The 23,008-nt window shown below is 65.0% G+C and carries 25 protein-coding genes and 1 pseudogene; 13 read left to right on the top strand and 13 right to left on the bottom strand.

Going from position 1 to position 23,008, the window contains the following annotated elements; all coding sequences use genetic code 11:
• The first annotated feature begins 14 nt into the window (after nt 1-14).
• From DZC52_RS05110 to DZC52_RS05100, 3 genes are all read left to right on the top strand, one after another.
• On the top strand, nt 15-560 hold the full coding sequence (locus tag DZC52_RS05110; RefSeq protein ID WP_147307613.1) for a hypothetical protein: 546 nt from the start codon (nt 15-17) through the stop codon (nt 558-560).
• Nucleotides 561-677: 117 nt separating this feature from the next.
• On the top strand, nt 678-2,102 hold the full coding sequence (locus DZC52_RS05105) for a hypothetical protein (protein WP_147307612.1): 1,425 nt from the start codon (nt 678-680) through the stop codon (nt 2,100-2,102).
• A 37-nt stretch (nt 2,103-2,139) separates the two neighbouring features.
• On the top strand, nt 2,140-2,607 hold the full coding sequence (locus DZC52_RS05100; protein ID WP_116650047.1) for a hypothetical protein: 468 nt from the start codon (nt 2,140-2,142) through the stop codon (nt 2,605-2,607).
• 36 nt (nt 2,608-2,643) lie between these two features.
• On the opposite strand, the gene DZC52_RS05095 is transcribed toward DZC52_RS05100, so the two are convergent.
• Both DZC52_RS05095 and DZC52_RS05090 read right to left on the bottom strand, forming a co-directional pair.
• Entirely contained in the window at nt 2,644-3,648 is a 1,005-nt protein-coding gene (locus DZC52_RS05095; RefSeq protein WP_116650046.1) for a sialidase family protein, read from the bottom strand.
• A gap of 118 nt (nt 3,649-3,766) precedes the next feature.
• The gene (locus DZC52_RS05090; protein ID WP_116650045.1) at nt 3,767-4,597 is read right to left on the bottom strand and encodes an inositol monophosphatase family protein; all 831 of its coding nucleotides are present in this window, start codon (nt 4,595-4,597) and stop codon (nt 3,767-3,769) included.
• A gap of 63 nt (nt 4,598-4,660) precedes the next feature.
• Between DZC52_RS05090 and DZC52_RS05085 the strand changes: the two genes are divergently transcribed.
• Nucleotides 4,661-5,413: an RNA methyltransferase gene (locus DZC52_RS05085; protein ID WP_116650044.1), complete on the top strand. Its 753-nt coding sequence runs from the start codon at nt 4,661-4,663 to the stop codon at nt 5,411-5,413.
• The gene (locus tag DZC52_RS05080; RefSeq protein ID WP_116650043.1) at nt 5,385-5,759 is read left to right on the top strand and encodes an MGMT family protein; all 375 of its coding nucleotides are present in this window, start codon (nt 5,385-5,387) and stop codon (nt 5,757-5,759) included. The genes DZC52_RS05085 and DZC52_RS05080 overlap by 29 nt, the downstream gene beginning before the upstream one ends.
• A 130-nt stretch (nt 5,760-5,889) precedes the next feature.
• On the opposite strand, the gene DZC52_RS05075 is transcribed toward DZC52_RS05080, so the two are convergent.
• Nucleotides 5,890-6,639: a M90 family metallopeptidase gene (locus DZC52_RS05075; protein WP_116650042.1), complete on the bottom strand. Its 750-nt coding sequence runs from the start codon at nt 6,637-6,639 to the stop codon at nt 5,890-5,892.
• 107 nt (nt 6,640-6,746) lie between these two features.
• Here DZC52_RS05075 and dapE point away from each other — a divergent pair, with 107 nt between their 5' ends.
• The 5 genes from dapE to truD all read left to right on the top strand — a co-directional run bounded on the left by dapE (nt 6,747) and on the right by truD (nt 10,666).
• Entirely contained in the window at nt 6,747-7,931 is a 1,185-nt protein-coding gene (gene dapE / locus DZC52_RS05070) for a succinyl-diaminopimelate desuccinylase (RefSeq protein WP_116650041.1), read from the top strand.
• Nucleotides 7,916-8,200: a septum formation initiator family protein gene (locus DZC52_RS05065; protein ID WP_116650040.1), complete on the top strand. Its 285-nt coding sequence runs from the start codon at nt 7,916-7,918 to the stop codon at nt 8,198-8,200. The genes dapE and DZC52_RS05065 overlap by 16 nt, the downstream gene beginning before the upstream one ends.
• Nucleotides 8,201-8,211: 11 nt before the next feature.
• The gene (locus DZC52_RS05060) at nt 8,212-9,084 is read left to right on the top strand and encodes a winged helix-turn-helix domain-containing protein (RefSeq protein ID WP_116650039.1); all 873 of its coding nucleotides are present in this window, start codon (nt 8,212-8,214) and stop codon (nt 9,082-9,084) included.
• A 128-nt stretch (nt 9,085-9,212) separates the two neighbouring features.
• The gene (locus tag DZC52_RS15700) at nt 9,213-9,641 is read left to right on the top strand and encodes a hypothetical protein (RefSeq protein ID WP_245960764.1); all 429 of its coding nucleotides are present in this window, start codon (nt 9,213-9,215) and stop codon (nt 9,639-9,641) included.
• Nucleotides 9,638-10,666, top strand: coding sequence for a tRNA pseudouridine(13) synthase TruD (gene truD, locus DZC52_RS05055; RefSeq protein WP_245960763.1), 1,029 nt, complete (start codon nt 9,638-9,640; stop codon nt 10,664-10,666). The genes DZC52_RS15700 and truD overlap by 4 nt, the downstream gene beginning before the upstream one ends.
• 132 nt (nt 10,667-10,798) lie before the next feature.
• Here the strand turns inward: truD and DZC52_RS05050 are convergent, their stop codons facing one another.
• The 10 genes and pseudogenes from DZC52_RS05050 to hppD all read right to left on the bottom strand — a co-directional run bounded on the left by DZC52_RS05050 (nt 10,799) and on the right by hppD (nt 20,536).
• Nucleotides 10,799-11,206 (bottom strand): FHA domain-containing protein, encoded by a 408-nt coding sequence (locus tag DZC52_RS05050; RefSeq protein ID WP_116650038.1) that lies wholly within the window; start codon nt 11,204-11,206, stop codon nt 10,799-10,801.
• Between the two features lie 248 nt (nt 11,207-11,454).
• Nucleotides 11,455-12,606: pseudogene (locus tag DZC52_RS05045) on the bottom strand (cystathionine gamma-synthase); the annotation flags it as partial.
• A 143-nt stretch (nt 12,607-12,749) separates the two neighbouring features.
• Nucleotides 12,750-14,123: a pyridoxal-phosphate dependent enzyme gene (locus tag DZC52_RS05035; protein ID WP_116650036.1), complete on the bottom strand. Its 1,374-nt coding sequence runs from the start codon at nt 14,121-14,123 to the stop codon at nt 12,750-12,752.
• 148 nt (nt 14,124-14,271) lie between these two features.
• A complete protein-coding gene (locus DZC52_RS05030) occupies nt 14,272-14,490 on the bottom strand; it encodes an HP1242/YdcH family protein (RefSeq protein ID WP_116650035.1) in 219 nt (72 codons plus the stop codon).
• A 248-nt stretch (nt 14,491-14,738) separates the two neighbouring features.
• Complete coding sequence (locus DZC52_RS05025) at nt 14,739-15,737, bottom strand: OmpA family protein (RefSeq protein ID WP_147307611.1); 999 nt, start codon at nt 15,735-15,737, stop codon at nt 14,739-14,741.
• Entirely contained in the window at nt 15,734-16,114 is a 381-nt protein-coding gene (locus DZC52_RS05020; RefSeq protein ID WP_116650033.1) for a DUF4398 domain-containing protein, read from the bottom strand. The genes DZC52_RS05025 and DZC52_RS05020 overlap by 4 nt, the downstream gene beginning before the upstream one ends.
• Nucleotides 16,115-16,155: 41 nt before the next feature.
• A complete protein-coding gene (gene maiA / locus DZC52_RS05015) occupies nt 16,156-16,815 on the bottom strand; it encodes a maleylacetoacetate isomerase (protein ID WP_245960762.1) in 660 nt (219 codons plus the stop codon).
• A gap of 200 nt (nt 16,816-17,015) precedes the next feature.
• Nucleotides 17,016-18,002: a fumarylacetoacetate hydrolase family protein gene (locus tag DZC52_RS05010; protein WP_116650032.1), complete on the bottom strand. Its 987-nt coding sequence runs from the start codon at nt 18,000-18,002 to the stop codon at nt 17,016-17,018.
• A 238-nt stretch (nt 18,003-18,240) separates the two neighbouring features.
• Nucleotides 18,241-19,368, bottom strand: a complete 1,128-nt coding sequence (locus tag DZC52_RS05005) for a homogentisate 1,2-dioxygenase (RefSeq protein ID WP_116650031.1) — start codon at nt 19,366-19,368, stop codon at nt 18,241-18,243.
• Nucleotides 19,369-19,489: 121 nt separating this feature from the next.
• Entirely contained in the window at nt 19,490-20,536 is a 1,047-nt protein-coding gene (hppD, locus tag DZC52_RS05000) for a 4-hydroxyphenylpyruvate dioxygenase (protein ID WP_116650030.1), read from the bottom strand.
• Between the two features lie 138 nt (nt 20,537-20,674).
• Between hppD and DZC52_RS04995 the strand changes: the two genes are divergently transcribed.
• From DZC52_RS04995 to DZC52_RS04985, 3 genes are read left to right on the top strand one after another with little or no spacing between them, the layout of a single operon-like run.
• On the top strand, nt 20,675-21,109 hold the full coding sequence (locus DZC52_RS04995; RefSeq protein ID WP_116650029.1) for a MarR family winged helix-turn-helix transcriptional regulator: 435 nt from the start codon (nt 20,675-20,677) through the stop codon (nt 21,107-21,109).
• Between the two features lie 15 nt (nt 21,110-21,124).
• Nucleotides 21,125-21,826 carry a pseudouridine synthase gene (locus tag DZC52_RS04990; RefSeq protein ID WP_116650028.1) on the top strand — a complete coding sequence of 234 codons (702 nt, stop codon included), beginning with the start codon at nt 21,125-21,127 and terminating at the stop codon, nt 21,824-21,826.
• A gap of 54 nt (nt 21,827-21,880) precedes the next feature.
• Complete coding sequence (locus DZC52_RS04985) at nt 21,881-23,008, top strand: M14 family metallopeptidase (RefSeq protein ID WP_116650027.1); 1,128 nt, start codon at nt 21,881-21,883, stop codon at nt 23,006-23,008.

The following is a 23,008-nucleotide window of genomic DNA, read 5'->3' as shown; positions in this document are numbered from 1 at the left end:
AAAGGAAATCGTTTGTGAGAACTCTCGTTGCGCTTGCGCTTCTGGCGCCCATGATCGTCGAGGCCGGGGTCGAGGCCGATTGCGAAAAGCTCTTCCAGCAACACCTGGAAACCGATCTTTCCCTCTCCTACCAGGAATTCGACCAGACGATGGGCAGCGGCTTCCGCGCCCTGGCGCAAGCCGGCTGCGAGCGACGGGCAGCTGATCTGATCGAAGCCTACATTGAAGCTACCGGTGCGGAGCAGAGTTCGCTTCGCTGGCACATCGCCCAGCTGCGGGCATCGCACGGGGACAATGCCGAAGCCATCAGGTACGCACGCGCCTCCCTCAGGGAGAACGAGGATCTGTCCGAGCACCCGCTGCGTTGGAACGACTACGTACTGGCCACCATCGCATTCCTTGAGAAGAACCGCGAGGCCCTGATCGATCATCGTGAACGTGTCGCCGAAGGCGTGGACGAGCATCGAGGCAATGCCATGAACCTGCGCTTGCTCGACGCCATGATCGAGCACTTCGGCGCCAGCTATTCCGACGCCATGCAGTCGCTGGCGAACGAGTGATACCGGCTGCAAGGCACGCCGCTTGCGGGTCAGCAGAATCCGCTGTCCACATTTTCCGGCGCTTCTCGTAACTGAGGGCAAGCGCCGGAGAACCGGCCACGACGATTGGAGAATCTTATGTCACGAGTGATATTGGCCGCGCTACTGTCAGGCGCCGCCCAGCTGGCCCAGGCCGAGCTGATCGATGATTTCGGAGTCAGCCAGGGCCCCTTTACGGTCGGGCCCGGAGAGGAGGTATCCGAGGATGAAGGCATTCTGGAGACGCCTTCCGTACTTGGCGGGTTCAGAATCCTGGTTCCAGCCCTCGATGACGAGGCGCCGCCGGGGTCGACGGTGACCGCAAGCGTGGCCGGTGGCCAGTTCACCTGCCAGGTCAACCTGTCGTCGGCAGTTTCGGACACTGGCGGCGGCTGCGGTACCGGCTATGATCGCAGTGACGGCCCGCTGTTCGACCTGACCGGCTCAAGCGCGTTCGAGATCGATATCGAATCGGTCAGCGGCGGTGCCGTCATGCAGGTGTCCGTTACCGGGCCGGACCAGAACAATGCCATCGCGTTTGTTCAGTCGCCGTCACCGGGACAGCTTGTCATTCCATTCGATCAGTTCATTTCAATGACGCCGACACCGCTGGAATGGGATCGGGTCGATAATATCCTCATCACGACTGGAAGCATCGAGGGAGCCAGTGGCCATGTCACTCTCGATCGCTTCGGCACCGACGGTCCCATTGCCAACGGCGAGGCCGAGCCCGGAGATGAGTCCGATGACGACGTGCCAACGGACGCGCAGCTTCGTGAAGAAGCCTACGGTAATTTCTACAACCCCGGTCGCTCGGGCGAGGGGATCCAGCTCACGCTCGAGAACGACGGCGAGACTTTCGTCCTGACGTACTACACGTACCTCGATGGCGAACAGGTCTGGCTGATCGGAATTGGTACCTTGTCCAATGGCCGCATTCTGTTCGACGAGATGTCGATCACGCAGGGCGCCGATTACGGTAGCGCCTTCGACCCCGATGATGTCGACTACACGCACTGGGGCTCGATCGAGATGGAATTCATCGACTGCGACCGTGCCGTTCTCGACATCGATCCCGTCTTGGACGGGTTCGAGCCGTTCGCTGTGGAAATGCAACGCATCGTGCCAACGCAATGCGATGCCGGCGGCCCGTCGATGAACAATCGCGTCATCACCGGCAACTGGTACGATCCTGCACGCAGCGGAGAGGGCTTCCAGCTGGCCTGGGAAGAAGGTCAGTTCGTGCTGACCTACTACACGTACAACAACGGCAAGCAGACCTGGCTCCTCGGCCTGGGTGAGCGTTTCGGTGACACCCTGATCTTCCCCGACGTCAACATCACCGGGGGTGCCGACTTCGGCGGTCGTTTCCGGCCCGGCGACGTCCAGAGCGAGTTTTTCGGCGCCATCGAGATGACGATCGAGGACTGCAACAACGCCACGATCCAGGTCGAGTCGGCCCTGGCCGGCTTCGAAGACCAGACACTTGATGTCGAGAAGATCGTGCCGGGTAGCTGCAATTAAGTACCGGCTGCCCGGCCGAATCCGGCCGGGCGGTACAATGCGTTATTGGCTTTTTGCGCAGTGGCCCCGCAGGTCAGGCGGGCGCATCGGAGGCGAAATTCCGACCGTCAACGACGTTTTTGTCTATCTCTTTTACGCGATGATCGGCCTGCTCGTGATAGCGGCCCTAGGGGCGCAAGTACTGCTCTTTTTGGAGCGCGTTGAAGAAGACCGACAACGAATCAAGGGTACCTGGCGAGAGCGGCTCAAAGAGGATTTCGAGCGCCGTGCGGCAGCGATTCCCCCGGCCAGTCGATGGTTGGGGCTTACGGGCATTGTCGTAATGGCGGGGTCACTGCTACTTTGGCATCAGGCGCCCCTCGAGGAGCCGCCCGCCACGGAAGAGCATTTCGCCGTACTGGGCTTCTTCCTGGGCATCCTGCTGACGACGCCCCTGCTTTATGGTGCGTTCAGGGCGTCGCTTGGTTCGATGACGGCCACGGGAAGAAATCGTCGCGACTCCTGAATCTTTTTCCAAGAAGGAGTCCGGAGGAGTCGATCGCTATTCGAACTGATCCCCGAACAGGGGGTCCAGGCAGGCCAGCTCCTGAACGATGTCGTAGTAAACCTCCGAATCGCTCAAGGTCCAAAACAAGTCCACGCAGCCTTCTCCGGCATCAAGCCCGAATGGCGCAACATTGGTGCTCCCGTTCGTGAACGTGTGTTGTCGTGCCTCGCTCCAGTCATTGCCATTCTCGCTGTGCGAGGAAAAGAGCTGGACGTCCGAGCCGACCGATTGTCCCCAGAGAACAGCGAAATCACCATCGTCCAGTGCCAGGGGTGTCGAGAGGAAGTCTCCGTCGCCCGAAGAGATCTCGGTTGCAGGATCACTCCAGTCGTCGATCTCGGTGGTGGTCCGGGCCCACAGGCGGCTGGATCCATCCTGCGCGCCCGTGGAATAGGTGAGGAGAAAGCGATCGTCGGCCTCTCTCCAGGTAATCCTGGCGAATTGCGCCCCGGCCGGCGCGATCTGCACCTTGCTCGTGTCCCAGGATGCACCATCGTCATCGGACCAGGAGACGTAGGCCGGCATGTCGAGCAAGCGATCATAGACCAAAACGATCCGGCCGCCCGGAAGTCGAACGGCGCGAGGGCGGATCGAGCCCGGTTCCGCCCAGCCCAGTTCCAGGGGCCCCTCGACCGTGAAGTTCGCGGCGTTGGCGGAAGTCGCTCGACTGATGCGCATGCCGTCGTCGCTCATCGTCGAGTAGAAGAGCTGGTAGGCGTCCTCGCCCGTTTGTATGAGCGAGCCATGACTTTCGTACACGCCGGTGGCGAGCGCCGGGGACGGCGTCGTCCACGTCGCCCCGCCGTCGGATGAGCGAGTGACGTATAGTTGGTAATTGGTATCGAGGTCAATCCGGTCCATGACCACGATGCGTTCCTGCGGGCTGTCCCACGGTTGCAGGGCGAATCCCAGGGACTCCTTGGCCGTGGTATCCGTTACCGGTGTCTGGCTAACGGCAAACAGCGGCAAGCACACAGAAAGTGCGGCACCGAGCCGCATGGCATTGATGATAGTGATGGCGAACTCCCCAGAATGTATCCCTACACAATGCAGGGTAGGGCAAACGCCATTATCTTGCCACTCCGCCTGCAGGCGAGACGTCTCGCCCGCCCGATAATCAGTCCGTATCGATCTTGCGGGACACGCGTGCCCTGATGCCTTCGGTCACGTGCGGCTCGATGGCTGCGCGCATGGGCGTGATCAGCTTGAAGGGTGCGGCCAGGATGTGGCCGGACTGCAGCCACTGGTCGCCGCCGGTGACGTCCATCACCACGCCGCCGGCTTCCTGGACGAGGAGGGCGCCCGCGGCGATGTCCCAGGGCTTGAGGTTGAGTTCCCAGTAGCCGTCGAGGCGGCCGCAGGCCACGTAAGCCAGGTCCAGCGAAGCGGTGCCGGCGCGGCGGAAGTCCTCGACCTTTTCGAAGACCGAGTTGAACATCGCCTGGTAGGCCTCCATGAGGCGGCGCTGGCGGAAGGGAAACGCGGTTGCCACGACCGCCGTGGCCAGGTCCTTGCGGCCCGACACGCGCATGCGCTGGCTGTTGAGGAAGGCGCCCTGGCCGCGCGCGGCCGTGAACATCTCCTCGCGAAGCGGATCGTAGACCACGCCCGCCTCGATCCGGCCCTTGATCTGCAGGGCGATCGAGATGGCGAAGTGCGGAATGCCGCGCAGGTAGTTGCTGGTGCCGTCGATCGGGTCGACGATCCACACATAGTCGCCGCTGCCCGTCTGGCCGCCTTCCTCGCCGAGAATGGCGTGGTCGCGGTGGTGCTTCAGGATGTATTCGCGGATCACCTGTTCGCAGGCGCGGTCGACGTCGCTGACGTAGTCGTGCCGGGCCTTGCGCTCGACCGGAATGCCCTCCAGGCGCGAGCGGTACTTGACCGCCAGCTGGCCGGCGCGACGCGCAGCCTCGGAAGCGATGTTGATATACGGGTTGGTGGACATTGCGAGCGCAGCTTCGGTGCCAAACCCGTAAGGATAAAGGATTATCGGGGTAAAATCGCGCGCATGACGAATCCAGCGAGCAATATCCGGGTCGTGTTGGTCGGCACCACGCATCCGGGCAATATCGGTGCCACGGCGCGGGCGATGAAGGTGATGGGGCTCGATCGGCTCTATCTGGTGTCCCCGTCGGGCTTTCCGTCCGGGGAGGCCACCGCCCGGGCCTCGCACGCCGACGACATTCTGGCTCGTGCGGTGGTCGTCGACGACTTCATGCAGGCGATTGCCGGCTGCCCGCTGGTGCTGGGCACCTCGGGCAAGCTCTGGTCCCTGCCGCAGCCGGCGGTCGACCCCCGGACCGCGGCGGCCAGAGCGGTGGCCGAGGCCGGCAACCACGAGGTCGCCCTGGTCTTCGGCCGCGAGAAGACCGGGCTGCACGTCGAGGAGATCAAACACTGTCATTCGCTGATCAGCATCCCGACAAGCGAGACCTACGGCTCGCTCAACCTGGCCCAGGCGGTGCAGATCCTGGCCTACGAAGTGCACCTGGCCATGATCGGCGGTGCGCCCGGCGAGACGCCGCCCTCGGACTGGGACCCGGTCGAGCCCGAGCGCCTCGAGTTCTTCTTCAAACGCCTGGAGGAATCCCTGCTGGCCATCCGCTTTCTGAACCCGCGCCAGCCCAAGCGGCTGATGCAGCGCCTGCGCCGTCTCTACCTGCGTGCCCGGCCGGACGAGAACGAGCTCAACATCCTCAACGGGATCGTGTCGCACACCCTCGGAGTCGCCCGTGAGCGAGAAGACGAAAGCGACCGCTGATCCGGCGGGTGAAGACGACCGCTATCAGCGCATCTGGGAGGCGGTCGCCGGAATCCCCACCGGCTGCGTGCTCAATTACGGTGAAGTGGCCCGTCGTGCCGGCCTGCCGGGCAAGGCGCGCCTTGTCGGCCGGGCGCTCGGCCTGGCGCCGAAGAAGATGGCGCTGCCCTGGCACCGGGTGGTCAACGCCCAGGGCAGGATCAGTTTCCCGGAAGACAGCCGCAAGGCTGCCGAACAGCGCCGGCGCCTGGAAGAGGAGGGCGTCGAGTTCGAGGGCGGCAGTATCGATCTGGACCGATTCAGCCCCGAGCGGGCGCTGGATCGAATGCTTTGGGGACCGGGTTAGCCGCTGGCCGCTGACGCGGCGTGGTTTTTTCGTTGTTTGGTTTTTTGGTTTTTTGGTTCGGCGCGGAGGTCGTTGCGGGCGGCTGCGCCGCGCTTGGGTTGGGGATGTGCGGTGCACTCGGCTGTCGTGATCAATTGCCTGAGTAGAAGCTCCGTAGCAAGCTGAAGATTGCCGGCTCGTGTTGTTCCAGCCATGCGGGCGCATCGAAATAGTATTCGCTGGTGACCGCGAAGTACTCGGCGGGTGATTCGGCGGCGTAGGGGTCGATGGCGGGTTCCTCGTCGCGGTCGAGGGCGGCGTTGATTCGGTCGAAGGCCTCGGAGAAGCTTCGGGTCCACTCATCCGGGTTCATCGAGCGTGGCAGGGGCGGGAAGCCGTCCATGTCGCCGTTGAGCTGGTCGATCTGGTGGGCGAGTTCATGGACGACGACGTCGAAGCCCTGGCCCTGCGCCGAGTCCATGACGTCGGCCATCGACAGCACCACCGGACCGCGCGCCCAGGCCTCGCCGGCGCGCAGGTCGCGGCCGTGGCTGACCACGCCGGCCTCGTCCTCGAATTCCTCTTCGGCGATGAATTCGTCGGGATAGAGGATGAAGGTGTGGAAATCGGCGTAGGCGTCGATGCCCAACTCGAGCACTGGCCGTGCGGCGAGCAGGGCGACCGCGAGGCAGTCCTCGTAGCCCGGCTCCAGGCCGCCTGCGCCCAGGAAGGTCTTGGCAGCCAGGATCTCGGCCGCGCGACGGCGCAGCAGATGCGCTGATTCTCCCTCGATGCCGGCCAGGACCGGAAAGTGCCGGACCACGGCCGCGACATCCTCGGGCGAGGGCAGGGCCGCGTCGACCTTGCGTTGCCAGCGTCGCTGGCGCCATTTGTTCAGCATTGCAGATCAGGCCTCGACTTCCGGCCCCCGATTATCGACGATCCTCAACCAACCAACCAACCAACCAACGAACCAACGAACCAGCCAATGCGGTAAGCTTCACTCCCATGGCGACCGCCCCTTCCCAAGCCGAGCGCGACGCGGTGCTGACACTGGCCCGCGAACTGATTTCGCGCGCGTCGGTCACGCCCGAGGACGCCGGCTGCCAGCCCTTGATCGCCGACCGGCTCGAGGCCGCGGGGATGGCGGTCGAGTCGATCGACGTCGAGGATGTGCACAATCTTCTGGCCCGGCACGGCAGCGGTTCGCCGCACCTGATGCTCGTCGGCCACACCGACGTCGTGCCGCCGGGGCCGGAGTCGAACTGGGCTTCGCCGCCCTTCGAGCCGGAAATCCGGGACGGCGTGCTCTACGGCCGGGGTGCGGCGGACATGAAGTCGTCCGTTGCCGCTTTCGTGCTGGCGCTGGAGGCGTTTCTCGAGGCGCATCCCGATCACCCCGGTACGGTTTCGCTGCTGCTGACTTCCGACGAGGAAGGCCCGGCGCGCCACGGCGTGCGGGCCGTCGTGCCCGAGCTGGAGAAGCGCGGGATGATGCCCGACGCCTGCCTGGTGGGCGAACCGTCCAGCCGGGACCGCCTGGGCGACGTCATCCGGATCGGAAGGCGCGGCTCGATTCAGGGGCGGCTGACCATTCGCGGCATCCAGGGACACACGGCCTATGCCGATCCGCGCGACAACCCGGTGCACCGGGCCGGCCCCTTGCTGGCCGAACTGGGCCGGCTGGACTTCGATGACGGCGACGAGTTCTTTCCGCCCACACGGCTTCAGGTTTCCAACGTCCGTGCCGGCACCGGGGCCGACAACGTGACGCCCGGTGAGCTCGAAATCTGGTTCAACCTGCGCAATAACCCCAACACTCGCTCCGATGCGCTCGAGTCTCGCATCCGCCACTTGATCGAAGACGCCGATCCCGGCGACTGGGCGCTTTCCTGGCGCGTCTCCGGCGAACCGTTCGGCCCGGCGTCCGGACCGCTGCCGGGCGTTGTCGAAACGGCTTGCCGGGAGCTGCTGGGGATCGAGTCGAAGCCGGACACCGGCGGCGGCACTTCCGACGGGCGCTTCTTCGGCCCGCTCGGCATCCCCGTCGTCGAGCTGGGCCCGGTCAATGCCACCATCCACCAGGTTGACGAGTGCATCGCCGTCGACGAACTGGTCTTGCTGCCCGGCCTCTACCGGCGCATCATCGAGGGCATGCTCAAGTCCGGGGGTGCGTCATGCGCGTCATCCTGATCGCCCTGCTGATCATTCTGCTCGCGCTGCAGGTACAGCTGTGGCGCCAGTTCAGTGAAGTGCGCACGCTGCGCGAGCTGGTCGAAGAGCAGCAGGCCGAAAACGACGAACTGCACAAGCGCAACGAGGCCCTAGCCGCCGAGGTCGAAGACCTGCGCGCCGGCCTGGAAGCCATCGAAGAACGCGCCCGCTCGGAGCTCGGCCTGATCCGTGAAGACGAGGAGTTCTTCCTGATCGTCGATCCCGAGGACGCCGAGCCCCGGGGCTGATTGTCCGAAAGATGCACGCTTACCGCTTCGCCAATCTGGTCTTCACCCTCGAGGACGGCCGGCTGCGCAACGAGCACGCCGAAAGCGAGACGTCCCTGCGGCCCCAGGTCGCCCGCCTGCTGGAGAACCTCCTGGCCCACGCCGGCGAAGTAATCCCCCGCGAGCGGCTCTACACCGCGGTCTGGGGCGAAGAGGCCGTGGTCGACTTCGAATCGGGCCTGGCCGCGCTGATGCGCGAGCTTCGACAATCCGTGCGCGCGGTCGAGGGTCCCGATGACCTGGTCGAGACCGTGCCGCGGCGCGGCTATCGCCTGGACGCCGAGGTGCGCGTCGACGGCGGGTCGCGAGGCGGGCGACGGCGGGCGGCCATGCTGCTGGCCGTGCTCGTGCCGGTGCTCCTGGGCGCGGGCTACGGCCTCTGGCTGGCCCTGGACGGCACGGCGCCGGAACCGCCCGGTGAGTCCAGCCTGGCCATCCTGCCTTTCGAGAACTATGAGCGCAGCGCCGAGCTGCCCGAGCATGTCGGCCTGCTGATGGCCGACACCCTGCTGGCCGAATTGCTGGCACGACCGGTCGAAGGGCTCGAGCTGCTCGGACGCACGAGCCTCAGGCCCTACCTGGGCCGCGAGGACGTGGTTTCCGCCCTGGCCGGGGACCTGGGTGTCGAACTGCTGATCGAGGGCGCCGTCACCGGTCGGGCCGAGCAGGGCTGGCAGGCGGAGATGCGGCTGCTGGCCGTCCCGCCCGGTCGCGTGGTGTGGTCGTCGACGGTCACCGGCGAGCCGGGCAGGCCGCTGGATGTGCGCGCGGTGGCGGGGAGCATGGCCGAGGATCTGGTCGAGGCCTGGCCGTCACTGCGAGCGCGCCTGGCGCGCGAGGGCTGATATCACGCGGCTCTCAGGTGATTTCAGGACAAGTTCAGGACGATTTCAGTGAATGTCCATGGTCGGGGCGGCGGCGAAGGCCCATCCTGTCGGCACATTCACGAACAAGACAGCACGAGGAGGTTGTCATGCAATCAAGAAGGATGCTCATCAACCTGGTGGCCGGCCTGGCAATCGGCCTGGCCGCGTTGCCGGCGCTGGCCGAACTGCCGTTCGCCGATTCCGGCGAGGCGTCGGGCTCCATCGTCGGTGCGCCGGCCCAGCCCGCCCGCGACATCTACCCGGTCCGGGTCGTCGCCATCGACGGTCAGCAGATCATCCCGCGCGAGGTGTTCTGGCTCAAGCCGGGCAAGTACACGCTGACGGTGTCGCCGGAAATCACCAATCCCGGCGGGCTGAGCTCGATGCGGGGTCGCCTGCGCGAACGCGACGACATCAACGAGATCGAGGTCGTCGTCGAGGCGGGCAAGACCTACTACATCGGCGCGCACTTCACCGGCAGGGATCGGCGGGCGCCCTACAACACGGTGGTCTACCGCGTCGAGGACAATCAGTGAGCGAAGACAACGCTCGTCAACCCGGATTCGCCTGGGGCGGGCCTCCCGCCACCGGGCGAATCCGCCTCGAGCCCGAGGACTTCGCGGTCAACGAGGTGCTCGGGCACGAACCCGACGGCCAGGGGGAGCACCTCTGGCTATGGGTGGCCAAGCGGGAACGCAATACGGTGGACGTGGCCGCCGACCTGGCGCGCGCCGCCGGTGTGCACATCCGCCAGGTCGGTTTTGCCGGCCTCAAGGACCGCAACGCGGTCACCCGGCAGTATTTTTCCATCCATCTCCCCGGAACCGACTCGCCCGACTGGTCGCAGTGGCGCATCGACGGCGTGACCATCGAGTCGGCCTCGCGCAGCTCGCGCAAGATCAAGCGCGGCCGCCTGCGCGGCAACCGCTTCGAGCTGGTCGTGCGCGAACTGGAAGGCGACCTCGGGGCGCTCGAGGAACGGCTGGCCGCGGTGCGCGACCACGGCGTGCCCAACGGCTTCGGCGAGCAGCGTTTCGGCGGCAACAACATTGCTCGCGCTCTCGCGCTCTTCCGCGGCGAGATGCGCCGCAAGCCGTCCAAGATCAAGCGCGGCTTCTACCTGTCGGCCGCGCGTAGCCTGGTGTTCAACCACGTGCTCGACGAGCGCATCCGCCGCGGCGACTGGAACCGCCTGATCGATGGCGACCTGGCCATGCTCGACGGCAGTCGCTCCTTCTTCGCCGCCGATCCGGACGATCCCGACCAGGTCCGCCGCTGCGCCGAACAGGATATTCATCCCAGCGGTCCGCTGCCGGGGCAGGGCGACAGTCCCGCCGAAGGCGAGGCCGCCGAGATCGAGAACCGGCAGTTCGAGGCCCACCGCGAACTGGTCGAGGGCCTGGCGAAGTTCGGCATGAAGCAGGAGCGGCGCCCCCTGCGCATGCGCGTGGGCGATCTCGAGTGGTCCTTCCCCGAGGAGCGCACGCTGAAGCTGGTCTTTTCGCTGGGAACCGGCAGCTACGCCACCTCTGTGCTGCGCGAGCTGGTGGACTACGAATGAGTCGGGTTCCGGCTCGTGGGGGCGCCGCCTGAAAAGAATGGAACCACGGAAAACACGGAATGCACGGGAAAAATTCCTTCTTGATTCACTCCGTGATTTCCGTGTCCTCCGTGGTTCCCTTGTTCTGATCTCTTACTGCAGCGGCCAGAAGTAGTAGTAAGCGGCCGCCGCGCCGCCGGCGGCGAGGGCCACGCCGATGGCCGTCCACAGCCAGGTGCGCGAAGGGCGTGCCTCGGTGTCCTTGAGCACGCTCGGCGGACGCAGTCCCGGGGCCTGCAGCACGAAACGATGCTCACCGAGCCGGATCTCGTCGCCCGATTTCAGCGGGCGGCGCTGCACGGGCTCGCCGTTGACCCAGGCCTTGCCGGCCGGCTCGAGCATCAGGGTCTCGCCGTCGTAAACGATCCGCGCGTGGCGCTCCATCAGACCGTCGAGCTGGATGTCGGAACCCTCGGCCGAGCCGATGGAAGTGTCCTCTTCCTCGAGCGGAAAGTTCTTCCCCGTGTGCGGGCCGGAGGCGGCTTTCAGGCGAAATTGCATGGGTGTCTCGGGGTGGATCCGGTGTTTATTCTAGCGCTCTGGGACGGATTTCTCGCAAAGGCGCAACGGCGCAAGGGTCGCAATGAAAAAGTGAAAGGAAAACAGAAAAAAGAAAGTTGTCAGCAGCGATTTTCTTCGGGGCGCGGACTTCTTTTCTTCCGTGTTGATTTCCTTTGCGATCCTTGCGCCTTGGCGCCTTTGCGAGAGTCCCGACAACATATCAGTCCTGATCACGACATGATCTTCGATTAAACGTGGTCCAGCGCCGTCGAGAGGTCTTCGATCAGGTCGTCGACGTCTTCGATGCCGACCGACAGGCGGATCAGGGTGTCGGTGATACCCAGCTTGTCGCGGTTTTCCTTCGGCACCGAACCGTGGGTCATGATGGCCGGGTGGTTGACCAGGGACTCCACGCCGCCCAGGGACTCGGCCAGGGCGAACAGATGAGTGTTCTCCAGGAAGCGCCGCGCGCGGTCGAGGTCGCCGCCGATGTCGAAGCTGACCATGCCCCCGAAGCCCGACATCTGCTTCTCGGCCAGGGCCTTCTGCGGATGGCTGTCCAGGCCGGGGTAGATGACCTTCTCGACCTTGGGGTGCTGGGAAAGCCATTCTGCGATGCGGCCGGCGTTTTCGCAGTGGGCGGCCATGCGCAGCGCCAGGGTCTTGACCCCGCGCATCACCAGCCAGGAGTCGAAGGGTCCCTGGACGCCGCCGGCGGAATTCTGGATGAAGTGAATGTCTTCGGCCAGCTTGTCGTCGTTGACCACCAGCGCGCCGCCGACCATGTCGGAATGGCCGTTGAGGTACTTGGTCACCGAGTGCAGGACCACGTCGGCGCCCAGCGCGATGGGCTGCTGCAGCATCGGCGTGGCGAAGGTGTTGTCGACCACCAGCATCGCACCCGCCTCGCGCGCCAGCTCGGCCATGGCCGCGATGTCGACCAATTGCAGCATCGGGTTGGTCGGCGTCTCGACCCAGATCATCTTCGTCTTGTCGGTCAGCGCGGCGCGGGCGGCGTCGACGTCGGCCAGGTCGGCGAAGCTGAACTCCAGGCCCGAGGAGCGGCGGCGCACGCGCTCGAACAGGCGCCAGGTGCCGCCGTAGAGGTCGTGCATGGCCAGCACGTGGTCACCCGGCTCGAGCAGGTGCATCAGCGTGTCGACCGCGGCCATGCCCGAGGCGAAGGCGAAGCCGTGGCTGCCGCCCTCGAGATCGGCGATGCAGGCCTCCCAGGCCTTGCGGGTCGGATTGTGCGTGCGCGAGTACTCGAAGCCCTGGTGGTCGCCCGGGCTCTTCTGCACGTAGGTCGACGTCTGGTAGATCGGGGTCATGATGGCCCCGTTCGACGGATCCGGCGCCTGGCCGGCGTGGATGACGCGTGTGGCGAGTTTGGTCATTGCGTTTGCTCGTTGACTGGTTTGCTAGTTGGCTGGTTGGCTAGTTGGCTGGTTGGCTAGTTGGCTGGTTGGCTAGTTGGCTCGTGCGTCTGGTTCCCGTGGTCTTCAACCAGCGAACCAGCAAACGAGCAAACCAGCCAACCCGATTACCGGTCGGCCCGGCGGCGCAGGTAGTTCAGCAGGTCGACGCGCGTGATCAGGCCCATGAACTCCTCGCCGTCGAGGACGATGGCGACGAGGTCGCGGTTGAAGATCGGCAGCAGGTCGTCGATGGTGCCGTCGACCTGGACGGATTCGAGCTTGCTGACCATCGCCGTCGAGACGGGCTCGGCAAAGCGCTCCTCGTTGTCGTAGACGGCCATCAGCAGGTCCGACTCGTCGATGATGCCGACGATGCGCTTGCCGTCGACGACCGGCAGCTGTGAGACGTCGTAGAGCTTCATGCGCTTGTAGGCGTTCGAAAGCGGCTCCTTGGGGCCCACCGTGATGGCGTCGCGGGTGGCGGCCGGGCGTGCGATCAGGTCGCGCAGGTCGCCGAACTCGTCGGTGTCGAGGAAGCCCTGTTCGCGCATCCAGGTGTCGTTGTACATCTTCGACAGGTACTTGTTGCCCGTGTCGCAGACGAAGGTGAGCACCTTCTTCGGTTCGGTCTGTTCGCGGCAGTACTTCAGCGCGGCCGCCAGCAGCGTGCCCGTGGACGAGCCGCCGAACAGGCCTTCCTTCTCGAGCAGGAGGCGCGCGGTCAGGAAACTCTCCTTGTCGGAGATCGAATAGGCCTTGTGCACGCGCGAGAAGTCGCTGATGGACGGCAGGAAGTCCTCGCCGATGCCCTCGACCAGCCAGCCGCCGGCATCGTCGCGTACGTTGCCGGTGGCGATGTAGTCGGCCAGGATCGAGCCCTCCGGGTCGGCCAGGACCAGTTCCAGCTCGGGCGCGGCCTTGGCGAAGTGGCGCGAAAGCCCCGTGATGGTGCCGCTGGAGCCGACGCCGATCACCATCGCGTCGAGATCACCGTCCATCTGCCTGAGGATTTCCGGGCCGGTGTCCTCTTCATGCGCCTTGGGGTTGTCGGGATTGCCGAACTGGTTGATGAAGTAGCTGTTCTCGGTCTCCCCGGCCAGCTTCTCGGCCAGGTCCTGGTAGTACTCGGGGTGGCCCTTGCCGACGTCGGAGCGGGTGATGACCACTTCCGCGCCCATGGCCTTGAGGTTGGAGATCTTCTCCCGGCTCATCTTGTCCGGGATGACCAGGATCAGGCGGTAGCCCTTCTGCGCGGCGACCAGGGCGAGCCCCAGCCCGGTGTTGCCGGCCGTGCCTTCGATGATGGTCGCGCCCGGCTTGAGGTCGCCGCGTTTCTCGGCCTCCTCGATCATCTTCAGGGCGATGCGATCCTTGATCGATCCAGCCGGATTCTGGTTCTCGAGCTTGAGGTAGAGCTCGCAGGGGCCGGTGTCCAGCTTGTTGACGCGCACGATCGGCGTGTTGCCGATCAATTCGAGTGTGTTGCCGTAGACGCTCATTGGAAGGGGCTCTGGTCGGGTCGGTTGCCAGCCGGCCACGATAGCTCAAACCGTCCGTCGGGAGCAAGGCGCTCCCGTCGGCAGGCCCGAAACGCAAGACGCCCGGCGCGGTGGCCGGGCGTCTGGCAGGAATCGGTTCCGGCCGGGGTCAGGCGGCCTGGCCCTGTTCCATCATTCGAGTGAGCTGGTCCTTGGTGCGGAGCTTTTCGCGCTTGAGCTGGTTCAGCGCCAGATCCTCCATCGGCGCCGTACCGTTTTCGGCGGCCACGACCCGTTTTTCGAGCTGCTGGTGATGGTTGTAGAGGCGACGGAATTCTTCGTTGCCCTTGAGCATGATTTCCATCTGATCCTTCTGACTTTCGAACATGGGCAGACTCCTTTTCGGTTGGGTCCATGAGTGTGCGCGAAGCCGTCCGGCCCCGCGCATAAAACAACGGGCCGCACTTCGGCGGCCCGTGTGAATTCGGGAGGTGGGATGCGGCGCCGCAGGGCGCGCTGGTGCAGATTCGTTCCTGCGGCGGCTGGATGCTGCGAGCGACGCGCTCGAGAAATCAACCATCACACTCACTTTATAGCGTCAACTCCCGGCCAGTTCAAGGGTTGGGAGCGGCCCGGTCAGTCGTTGAGCAGAATCACGTCCACGCGGCGATTCTTGCGGCGGCCTTCGGCCGATTCGTTGCTGGCGATGGGGAAGTCCTCCCCCATGCCGACGGCCTGGATCCGGCTGGCGTCGATGCCTTCTTCGACCAGGGCGTCACGCACCGCTTCGGCCCGCAGGCGCGAAATGCGCATGTTGGCCGCCGACGATCCGGTCGAGTCGGTGTGCCCTTCGATGCGGATCTGCTTTTCGGGTTCGCCCTCGACGAGCTTGACCACGTCGCCCAGTTGATTGCGGGCCTCGGGTTGCAGGGTGGTTTCGCCGCTCGCGAACAGCACGTCGCCGAGCGTCACCACGACTCCGCGGTCGGTTTCGCGCAGCTCCAGGTAATCCAGGCGGCGGCGCATGGATTCCGCGGCCTCGGTGGCCAGCTCGGCCTCGCGTCGGGCCAGCTCGATCTCGCTGGCCTGGGCTTCCGCCAGGCGCCGGGCGGCCTCGGCTTCCTCGCGGGCCTGCTGCTCCCGGCGTGCGGCTTCCTCGCGAAGTTCCTCGGCGGTCATCGCCTCCAGGCGCGTGCGCTCGGCTTCCTCGGTCGCCGCCTGGCTCTGCATCAGGGCGCGTTCGGCCTCACGGCGCGCCTGCTCGACCTCGAGGCGGCTGGCGCGCAGAAGCAGTTCGGTGCGCTCGGCCTCGACGGCGTCGATCTGCTCGCGCGCCTGGGCCCGAAAGGCCTCGGCGCGGGCGATCTCGATGCGCTTGGCCGCCAGATTGATGCGGTGCGAAAGCTCGGCCTCGGACAGGCCCTCCGCGCTGGCGGCGCGCACCGCGCGCTCGGCGTCGGAAACGGCCAGCGGCACACGTTCGGACAACTCGGTGTTGGCCCGGAACTCCTCGAGGTCGTTGTTCAGGTTGCGCAGCGCGGCGTTCTCGCGCGGCGGCTGGACCGCGCAGGCGGCCAGGGCGGCGATGATCAGCGCCGTGAGGGTGATTCTGACGGTGGTCTGCATTCGGCTCATGGCTGCACGACCCCCTCGCCGAACACCTCGACCAGGTCGGCGCGCACCTGCTCGAGTTCTTCCTGCTTGCGCTGCAGTTCGGCTCGGGCGAGCGCGGCTCGGGTACGTGCCAGGGCCAGCTGGGCCTCGATCTCGGCCTGTTCGGCCAGTCGCCGGGCATCGTCCGGGCGTTCGTTCTCGAGGGCCTGGCTGGCCTGCTGCAGGCGTTCGTGGGCGTAGCGCAACTCGATCGGCGCGTATTCCTCGGCGTTGGCGGCCTCGGCCTGACTGATGGCGTTGCGCGCGTTGTCGAGCATGGCGGGGTCGGGCGGCGTCGTGGCACAGGCGGCCAGCAGCGCCAGCGCGGCGGCCGCGGCGAGCAGGCGAATTGGCTTCATCGGGTCGGTCACTGGTTTCGTCTTTTCGGATTGACGCGGAATCAGGCCGCGTCGGGCTGGTTTTCCGGCATGGCTTCGACCACGGCCGGGATCTTTCCGAGTGCTTCGCAGATGCGGCGAATGCGCTTGAGCTGCGCGATGTTGCACTCGAATCTCTCGGCATTATAGACCTGTGGCAACAGACAGCAATCGGCCAGGCCCGGTTCATCGCCGTGACAGAATCGCCCGGTGCCCGGATTGTCGAGCATGCGCTCGACGGCAGCCAGGCCGGTTTCCGTCCAGTGTCGGTACCAGGCGAGCTTGGCGTCTTCGTCGAGACCGGCCGTCCCCGTCAGGTACTTGAGCACGCGCAGGTTGTTGAGCGGGTGAATTTCGCAGGCGATCGCCTGGGCGATGGCGCGTACCCGTGCACGCCCGGCATGGTCGCCGGGCAGCAGTGCGGGCTCGGGGTGGCGCTCCTCCAGGTACTCGAGCATCGCCATCGACTGCGTGATGACGGTCTCGCCGTCGATCAGCGTCGGCACCAGCTGCTGCGGGTTGAGCGCCGTGTAGTCGTCGGCAAACTGCTCGCCGCCGTCTCGCACCAGGTGCACGGGCCGGATCTCGTGATCCAGGCCCTTGAGCTTGAGCGCCATGCGCACCCGGTAGCTGGCTGAGGAGCGCCAGTAGGAATATAGAACCATCTGTTTGGTTTGGGGCATCTTTGGGTCGCTTCGGCTGCGATCTATTGGGTTTCAGGTTTCAGGTTTCAGGTTTCAGGAAAACCAAAGGGAACCGGTGTACCGGATCCCGTTGTGTCGTTCCTGGCGAACCGATTGCACGGCGCCAAGCCTGTCGACGTCACATGCGCCGGCTCTCCAAGTGCTCCTGAACACTGAAACCTGAACCCCTGAAACCTTCTTTATCGCTCGTACTGAACCACTTTCTGCTCGATGGCGCCGAAGATGGACTCGCCTTCGCGGGTCTTCATCTCGATGCGCACCACGTCGCCGAAGTCCATGAAAGGCGTGCTCGGCTTGCCGTCGGCGATGATCTCTAGCATGCGCTTCTCGGCCAGGCAGGAGGCGCCGCGGCTGGTGTCCTGGTTGGCGATGGTGCCCGAACCGACCAGGGAGCCGGCCGCCAGCGGGCGGCTCTTGGCGGCATGCGCGACCAGTTCGGCAAAGCTGAACTGCATGTCCTCGCCGGCTTCCGGTTCGCCGAAGAGTTCACCGTTGAGATGGGTCAGCAGCGGCAGGTTGAGCTTGGTGTCCTGCCAGGCGTCACCCAGCTCGTCGGGCGTCACGACGACCGGGGCCAGCGCCGAGCGCGGCTTGGACTGGAGGAAGCCGAAGCCCTTGGCCAGTTCGCCGGGGATCAGGTTGCGCAGCGAGACGTCGTTGAGGATGGTCACCAGCTGGATGTGCTCGGCGCACTCCTCGGGCGTGGCGCCCATCGGCACGTCGTCGGTGAAGACGCCGATCTCGGACTCGAAGTCGATACCCCATTCGGTCGAGGCCATGGAGATGGGGTCGTGCGGCGCCAGGAATCCGTCGGAGACGGCCTGGTACATCAGCGGGTCGGTGAAGAAGCTCTCCGGCACCTCGGCCCCGCGTGCCTTGCGCACGCGTTCGACGTGCGGCAGGTAGGCCGAGCCGTCGACGAACTGGAAGCAGCGCGGCAGCGGGGCGGCCAGCCGGTCGATGTCGAGGTCGAAGCTGCCTTCGGCCGTGCCGTTCATCAGGTCGTCGAACAGGCTGGCCAGGCGCGGCGCGGCCGCGTCCCAGTCGTCCAGCGCGGCCTGGAGGGTCGGGGCGATATCGGTTGCCGAAACGGCGCGTGTGAGGTCTCGATTAACGACGATCAGCGTACCGTCGCGACCGCCTTCCTTCAGTGTTGCTAGTTTCATGATTGATTCGCCTCGAATGAGTGTCTTGTGAGTCTGGTAAGCGTGTTGGCGCTAGATTGCGTTTGAGGTTTCAGGGTTCAGGTTTCGGGTTTCAGGAAAAACAACACGAATTCCGATTTCGGGGGTGAGCCTCATGGCGACGTGGCAGTCAGCACGTCATCCGGTTTTTCGGCAACGATCCCGAATCGCCGCCACTGGCCCCTGAAACCTGAAACCTGAAACCCGAAACCCAATAACGTCAGTTCTTAGGCTTCCAACTATCCACGTAGCCGGTCCACTCGATCTTTTCGGCCGCTTCGGTGACGTCGAGGGCGTCGCGCGTGTCGAGCATGACGGCGACTTCTTCGGTCTTGTCCGTCTTGGGCGTGAAGGCGTTGTTCATCGCCTTCGGGTGCGGGCCGTGGGTGAAGCCGCAGGGGTGGTGCGTCATCATGCCCGGGTGGATGTTGTCGCGCGAGAAGAAGTTGCCGGCGTGGTAGAACAGCACTTCGTCGTAGTCGTCGTTGTTGTGGAAGAACGGCACCTTGAGGGCGTCCTCGCTCGACTCGAACGGGCGCGGCGTGAAGGTACAGATGACGAAGCGATGCGCCACGAACGTCGTGTGCGCCGACGGCGGCAGGTGGTAGCGGTGACTCATCAGTGGGCGGATGTCGCGCCAGTTGATGCGCACCGGCATCAGGTCGCCCTTCCAGCCGACGGCGTCGAGCGGGTTGAACGGGTAGGTGATGGTCGAGATCTGGTGGCGCCGCTTGACCAGCACCTTCCATTCGTCCTCGCCCTGCTGGGCGCGGAAGGCGTCGTCGATTTCCGGGGTGTCGAGCATGGCCGGATCGAAGATGGCGTGCGGACCGACCAGGCCCTTCTCGGGCAGCATGTAGCTGGAGTTGGTCGCCTCGATGAGCAGCATCTCGACCGGGCCGTCGGACTCGATGCGCCACATGGTGCCGCGCGGCAGCATGATGTAGTCGCCGTCGCGGAAGGACATATGGCCGAAGTCGCAAAACAGCTCGCCGGCGCCGTCGTGGATGAACAGCAGTTCATCGCCGTCGCCGTTGCGCACCAGGTGATCCATCTTGCCGTCCGAGTGCCAGCAGCGGAACTTGCAGTGGGCGTTGCTGAGCAGCTCGGCCGCCTGCCACGGAGAGCCCACGTTGTCGTCGAGCTTGGTGGTGTCGAAGGCGCGCGGCTGCAGCGGGCCTTCGAAGTCGGTCCAGCCCGTGGGCATGTGCTGGTGGTAGAAGTGCGTGGCCGGGCCGAAAAAGCCTTCCTTGCCCATCTCGCGCTCAAACGTGCCTTCGGGCAGGTTGGTGTGCGCCTGCCGGCTGGCCTTGCCTTCCACCTTGGAATGAGAAATCCACTTCTTCATGACTGCCTCCGAATTGGCTGTCTTGGATGCATCCGCTTCGAAGACTCCAGGTTCGGGTCAGGCTCCAGGAGCGGTGCTGACCCGCTCCTGAAACCTGAACCCTGAACCCTGAAACCTTCTCTTAAAGTACGCCGCGCTTTTCCTGGTCGCGCTCGATGGCTTCGAACAGGGCGGTGAAGTTGCCCTCGCCGAACCCTTCGTTGCCCTTGCGCTGAATGATCTCGAAGAAGATAGGACCGATATTGGTCTTGGTGAAGATCTGCAGCAACTGCTTGTTCGAGTCGTTCGGGTCGGCGTCGATCAGGATCTTGTTCTTGCGCATGCGCTCGACGTCCTCGCCGTGGTTCGGAATGCGCTCGTCGATGACGTCGTAATAGGTGTCGGGCGTGTCGAGGAACTCGACGCCCTTCTCGCGCAGCGCCTCGACCGTTTCATAGATGCGGTCGGTGTAGAGCGCGATGTGCTGGACGCCTTCACCCTTGTACTCGTCCAGGTATTCGTTGATCTGGCTCTTGGGGTCTTCGGACTCGTTGATCGGGATGGCGATCTTCGTCGTCGGCGAGGTCATGGCCTTGGACTTCAGGCCGGTCGCCTTGCCCTTGATGTCGAAGTACTTCACCTCAAAGAAGCCGAAGAGGTCTTCGTAGAAGGACGCCCACTGACCCATGTTGCCGTTGTAGACGTTGTGGGTAAGGTGGTCGATGAAGTTCATGCTCACGCCTTCGGGATGGCGGTCGACGGCCGGATCGAAGTCGAAGTGGCGGTCGACGTCTTCCTCGCCGCTGGTCAGATACAGCACGGAACCGCCAATGCCTTCGATGCAGGGCACGTCGATCGGCAGGGTGTCGGGCTTGTTCTCGATGTCCTTGGCGCCCTTGGCGCGGACGGCCTCGTGCGCGGCCTTCGGATCGGTCACGCGCATCGCGAAGCCGGTGCAGCACGGGCCGTGGGCAGCGGCGAAGTCGCTGGCGAACGAGTCGGTGCTCTCGTTGACCAGGAAGTTGATGCCGCCCTGGCGGTACAGGGTGACCGGTTGTTCCTTGTGGCGTGCGACGGCCGTGAAACCGAGCTGCTGGAACAGGTCGTGCAGCAACGCCGGTTCGGGCGCGGCGAACTCGATGAATTCGAACTGCTCGACGCCGAGCGGATTGGGGCGGGACTGCGTCATGATTCGGTCTCCTTGCAACTGTGCGTTTCGACGAAAGGCGAATGGTTGAATGAGTGGGCAAAGAATGGCCTTGCCTCGGACCCGTGATATTAGTTACATTTGTAACTGTTTTCAAGCCGGACCCGTACCTCTTCGACCATGCTCGACCTCGAGGATTTCCTTCCCTACCGCCTGTCCGTGCTCTCCAACCGGATCAGCAACGGGATTGCCCGCACCTACCAGTCGCGCTTCGACCTGGGCGTCACCGAGTGGCGGGTGATTGCCATCGTCGGGCGCTATCCCGGGGTGACCGCCACCGAGGTCGCCGATCGCGCGGCGATGGACAAGGTCGCGGTCAGTCGGGCGGTCTCCCGCCTGCTTGACGCGGGCCGGCTCGAGCGACGGGAGAACCACCCCGATCGCCGCGCCAAGCGGCTCTACCTCAGCGAGGAGGGCGAGTCGATCCATGACGCCATCGTGCCCGCCGCGCTGGCGTTCGAGCGCGACCTGCTCGAAGCGCTCGAACCCGAGGAGCGGCGCCGCTTCCTCGACAGTCTCGAGCGACTGGCAGAAGCCGCCGAGCGTCACTGCTGAGCGCCGGGCCGGTCCGTGTCTTTCGAGATCCTGCTGCGCGACGAATGGCTGTGCGCGGTCAACAAGCCGACCGGCATCATGGTCCACCGCAGCAGCATAGGTACTGATCGTGAATTCGTGATGCAGAACCTGCGCGACCAGCTCGGCCAGCGCGTCTGGCCGGTGCACCGACTCGATCGGGCCACTTCCGGCGTGCTGCTGTTCGCCCTCGATCCCGAAACCGCCAGGATGCTCGGGCAGGCCTTCATGGACCGCAGCGTCGACAAGCGTTACCTCGCGGTCGTCCGGGGCTGGACGGAAGAGCAGGGTACCGTCGACCATCCGCTCGCGCGGCACAAGCATGCCGAGCCGCGTGACGCCAGGACCCGCTACGAGCGCCTGGCGACCTGCGAGTTGCCCATCCCGGTCGGCGGATTCGAAACCGCTCGCTATTCGCTGCTCGAGGCCGTGCCCGAAACTGGCCGGCGCCACCAGATCCGGCGCCACCTCAAGCACATCTCTCACCACCTGATCGGCGACACCACCTACGGCGACGGCCGCCACAACCGCCTTTTCCGCCAGCACCTGGGATGCCACCGCATGCTCCTGCACGCCCGCCGGCTCGAACTCGACCATCCGCGGCAGGCCGGGCGTCTCCGCCTTGAAGCGCCTCTGGCCGGTGAGTTCGCACGCGTCGCCGCCGAAGTCTTCGGCTGGCCGGAACCTACGGCGCGTTGACCCCTGCGATAAACTCGCGGCCTGAAACCTGAAACCTGAAACCTGGATATAGCCATGCAAATCAATTCAACCTTCGACAGCGGCAATATCGAAGTCCTGGAAGCCGAATCCCCGGACAATATCCGTCTCAAGATCCGGCCCGATGCCGGCGGGGAGCACATGCAGTGGTTCCACTTCCAGTTGTCCGGAGCGCGCGATACGCACTGCCGCATGACCATCGAGAATGCCGGCGAGGTGTCCTACGTGGACGGTTTCGAGGATTACCAGGCGGTGGCGAGTTTCGACCGCGTCCACTGGTTTCGCGTCCCTACCGAATTCGACGGCAAGCAGCTGGTCATCAAGCACAAGCCCGACAGTGACGTCGTCTACTACGCCTATTTCGCGCCGTATTCGCAGCTCGAGCACGACAACCTGATCGCCGCCGCGCTGGTCGACCCCCGCGTTCGCGCCGAGGCCCTTTGCAGCACGCCGGACGGGCGCGCCCACACCATGCTGCGCATCGGCGAGCCGGTCGAGGGTCGCAAGAAGATCTGGGTGATCGCCCGCCAGCATCCCGGCGAGTCGATGGCCGAATGGTGGGTCGAAGGTTTCCTGGAGCGCCTGCTCGATGCCGAAGAGCCGGTGTCGCGCAAGCTCCTCGACGAGGCGGTGGTCTACCTGGTGCCGAATATGTGCATCGACGGCGCCGTGCGCGGTCACCTGCGCTGCAACGCGAAGGGGCGCAACCTCAACCGTGAGTGGGCCGAGCCCTCCGAGACCGAGTCGCCCGAGGTCTACTTCACGCGCCGGAAGATGCACGCCACCGGCGTGGACATGTGCTTTGACGTTCACGGCGACGAGGCGCTGCCGTACAACTTCATCGCCGGCGCCGAGGGCACGCCCTCCTGGAACGACCGCAAGCAGCACCAGCTCGACACCTTCAAGAATCTGCTGGCCGGGATCAGCCCGGATTTCCAGACGAAAATCGGCTACGAGGTGGATGCCCCCGGCAGCGCGGCCGACCTGAAGAAGAACACCGACTACATGGCCGAGACCTTCGATTGCCTGGCCATGACGCTGGAGATGCCTTTCAAGGACAATGCCGACATGCCGATGCCGGAGATCGGCTGGTCACCCGACCGCTGCAAGCACCTGGGCGCGGCCTGCATCGACGCCTTCTGGAGAATCCTGCCGGAACTCTGA

Source organism: Wenzhouxiangella sediminis (assembly GCF_003410055.1).
GTDB classification, from domain to species: domain Bacteria; phylum Pseudomonadota; class Gammaproteobacteria; order Xanthomonadales; family Wenzhouxiangellaceae; genus Wenzhouxiangella; species Wenzhouxiangella sediminis.
The sequence above is the reverse complement of the archived record's forward strand: the minus strand, read 5'-3'. Positions and strand labels throughout refer to the sequence as shown.

Coding starts and splice junctions, on each gene's coding strand:
- DZC52_RS05105 (WP_147307612.1), top strand. CDS start 678: ATGTCACGAGTGATATTGGCCGCGCTACTGTCAGGCGCCGCCCAGCTG.
- DZC52_RS05100 (WP_116650047.1), top strand. CDS start 2,140: ATGCGTTATTGGCTTTTTGCGCAGTGGCCCCGCAGGTCAGGCGGGCGC.
- DZC52_RS05095 (WP_116650046.1), bottom strand. CDS start 3,648: ATGCGGCTCGGTGCCGCACTTTCTGTGTGCTTGCCGCTGTTTGCCGTT.
- DZC52_RS05090 (WP_116650045.1), bottom strand. CDS start 4,597: ATGTCCACCAACCCGTATATCAACATCGCTTCCGAGGCTGCGCGTCGC.
- DZC52_RS05085 (WP_116650044.1), top strand. CDS start 4,661: ATGACGAATCCAGCGAGCAATATCCGGGTCGTGTTGGTCGGCACCACG.
- DZC52_RS05075 (WP_116650042.1), bottom strand. CDS start 6,639: ATGCTGAACAAATGGCGCCAGCGACGCTGGCAACGCAAGGTCGACGCG.
- dapE (WP_116650041.1), top strand. CDS start 6,747: ATGGCGACCGCCCCTTCCCAAGCCGAGCGCGACGCGGTGCTGACACTG.
- DZC52_RS05065 (WP_116650040.1), top strand. CDS start 7,916: ATGCGCGTCATCCTGATCGCCCTGCTGATCATTCTGCTCGCGCTGCAG.
- DZC52_RS05060 (WP_116650039.1), top strand. CDS start 8,212: ATGCACGCTTACCGCTTCGCCAATCTGGTCTTCACCCTCGAGGACGGC.
- DZC52_RS15700 (WP_245960764.1), top strand. CDS start 9,213: ATGCAATCAAGAAGGATGCTCATCAACCTGGTGGCCGGCCTGGCAATC.
- DZC52_RS05050 (WP_116650038.1), bottom strand. CDS start 11,206: ATGCAATTTCGCCTGAAAGCCGCCTCCGGCCCGCACACGGGGAAGAAC.
- DZC52_RS05035 (WP_116650036.1), bottom strand. CDS start 14,123: ATGAGCGTCTACGGCAACACACTCGAATTGATCGGCAACACGCCGATC.
- DZC52_RS05030 (WP_116650035.1), bottom strand. CDS start 14,490: ATGTTCGAAAGTCAGAAGGATCAGATGGAAATCATGCTCAAGGGCAAC.
- DZC52_RS05025 (WP_147307611.1), bottom strand. CDS start 15,737: ATGAGCCGAATGCAGACCACCGTCAGAATCACCCTCACGGCGCTGATC.
- DZC52_RS05020 (WP_116650033.1), bottom strand. CDS start 16,114: ATGAAGCCAATTCGCCTGCTCGCCGCGGCCGCCGCGCTGGCGCTGCTG.
- maiA (WP_245960762.1), bottom strand. CDS start 16,815: ATGCCCCAAACCAAACAGATGGTTCTATATTCCTACTGGCGCTCCTCA.
- DZC52_RS05010 (WP_116650032.1), bottom strand. CDS start 18,002: ATGAAACTAGCAACACTGAAGGAAGGCGGTCGCGACGGTACGCTGATC.
- DZC52_RS05005 (WP_116650031.1), bottom strand. CDS start 19,368: ATGAAGAAGTGGATTTCTCATTCCAAGGTGGAAGGCAAGGCCAGCCGG.
- hppD (WP_116650030.1), bottom strand. CDS start 20,536: ATGACGCAGTCCCGCCCCAATCCGCTCGGCGTCGAGCAGTTCGAATTC.
- DZC52_RS04995 (WP_116650029.1), top strand. CDS start 20,675: ATGCTCGACCTCGAGGATTTCCTTCCCTACCGCCTGTCCGTGCTCTCC.
- DZC52_RS04985 (WP_116650027.1), top strand. CDS start 21,881: ATGCAAATCAATTCAACCTTCGACAGCGGCAATATCGAAGTCCTGGAA.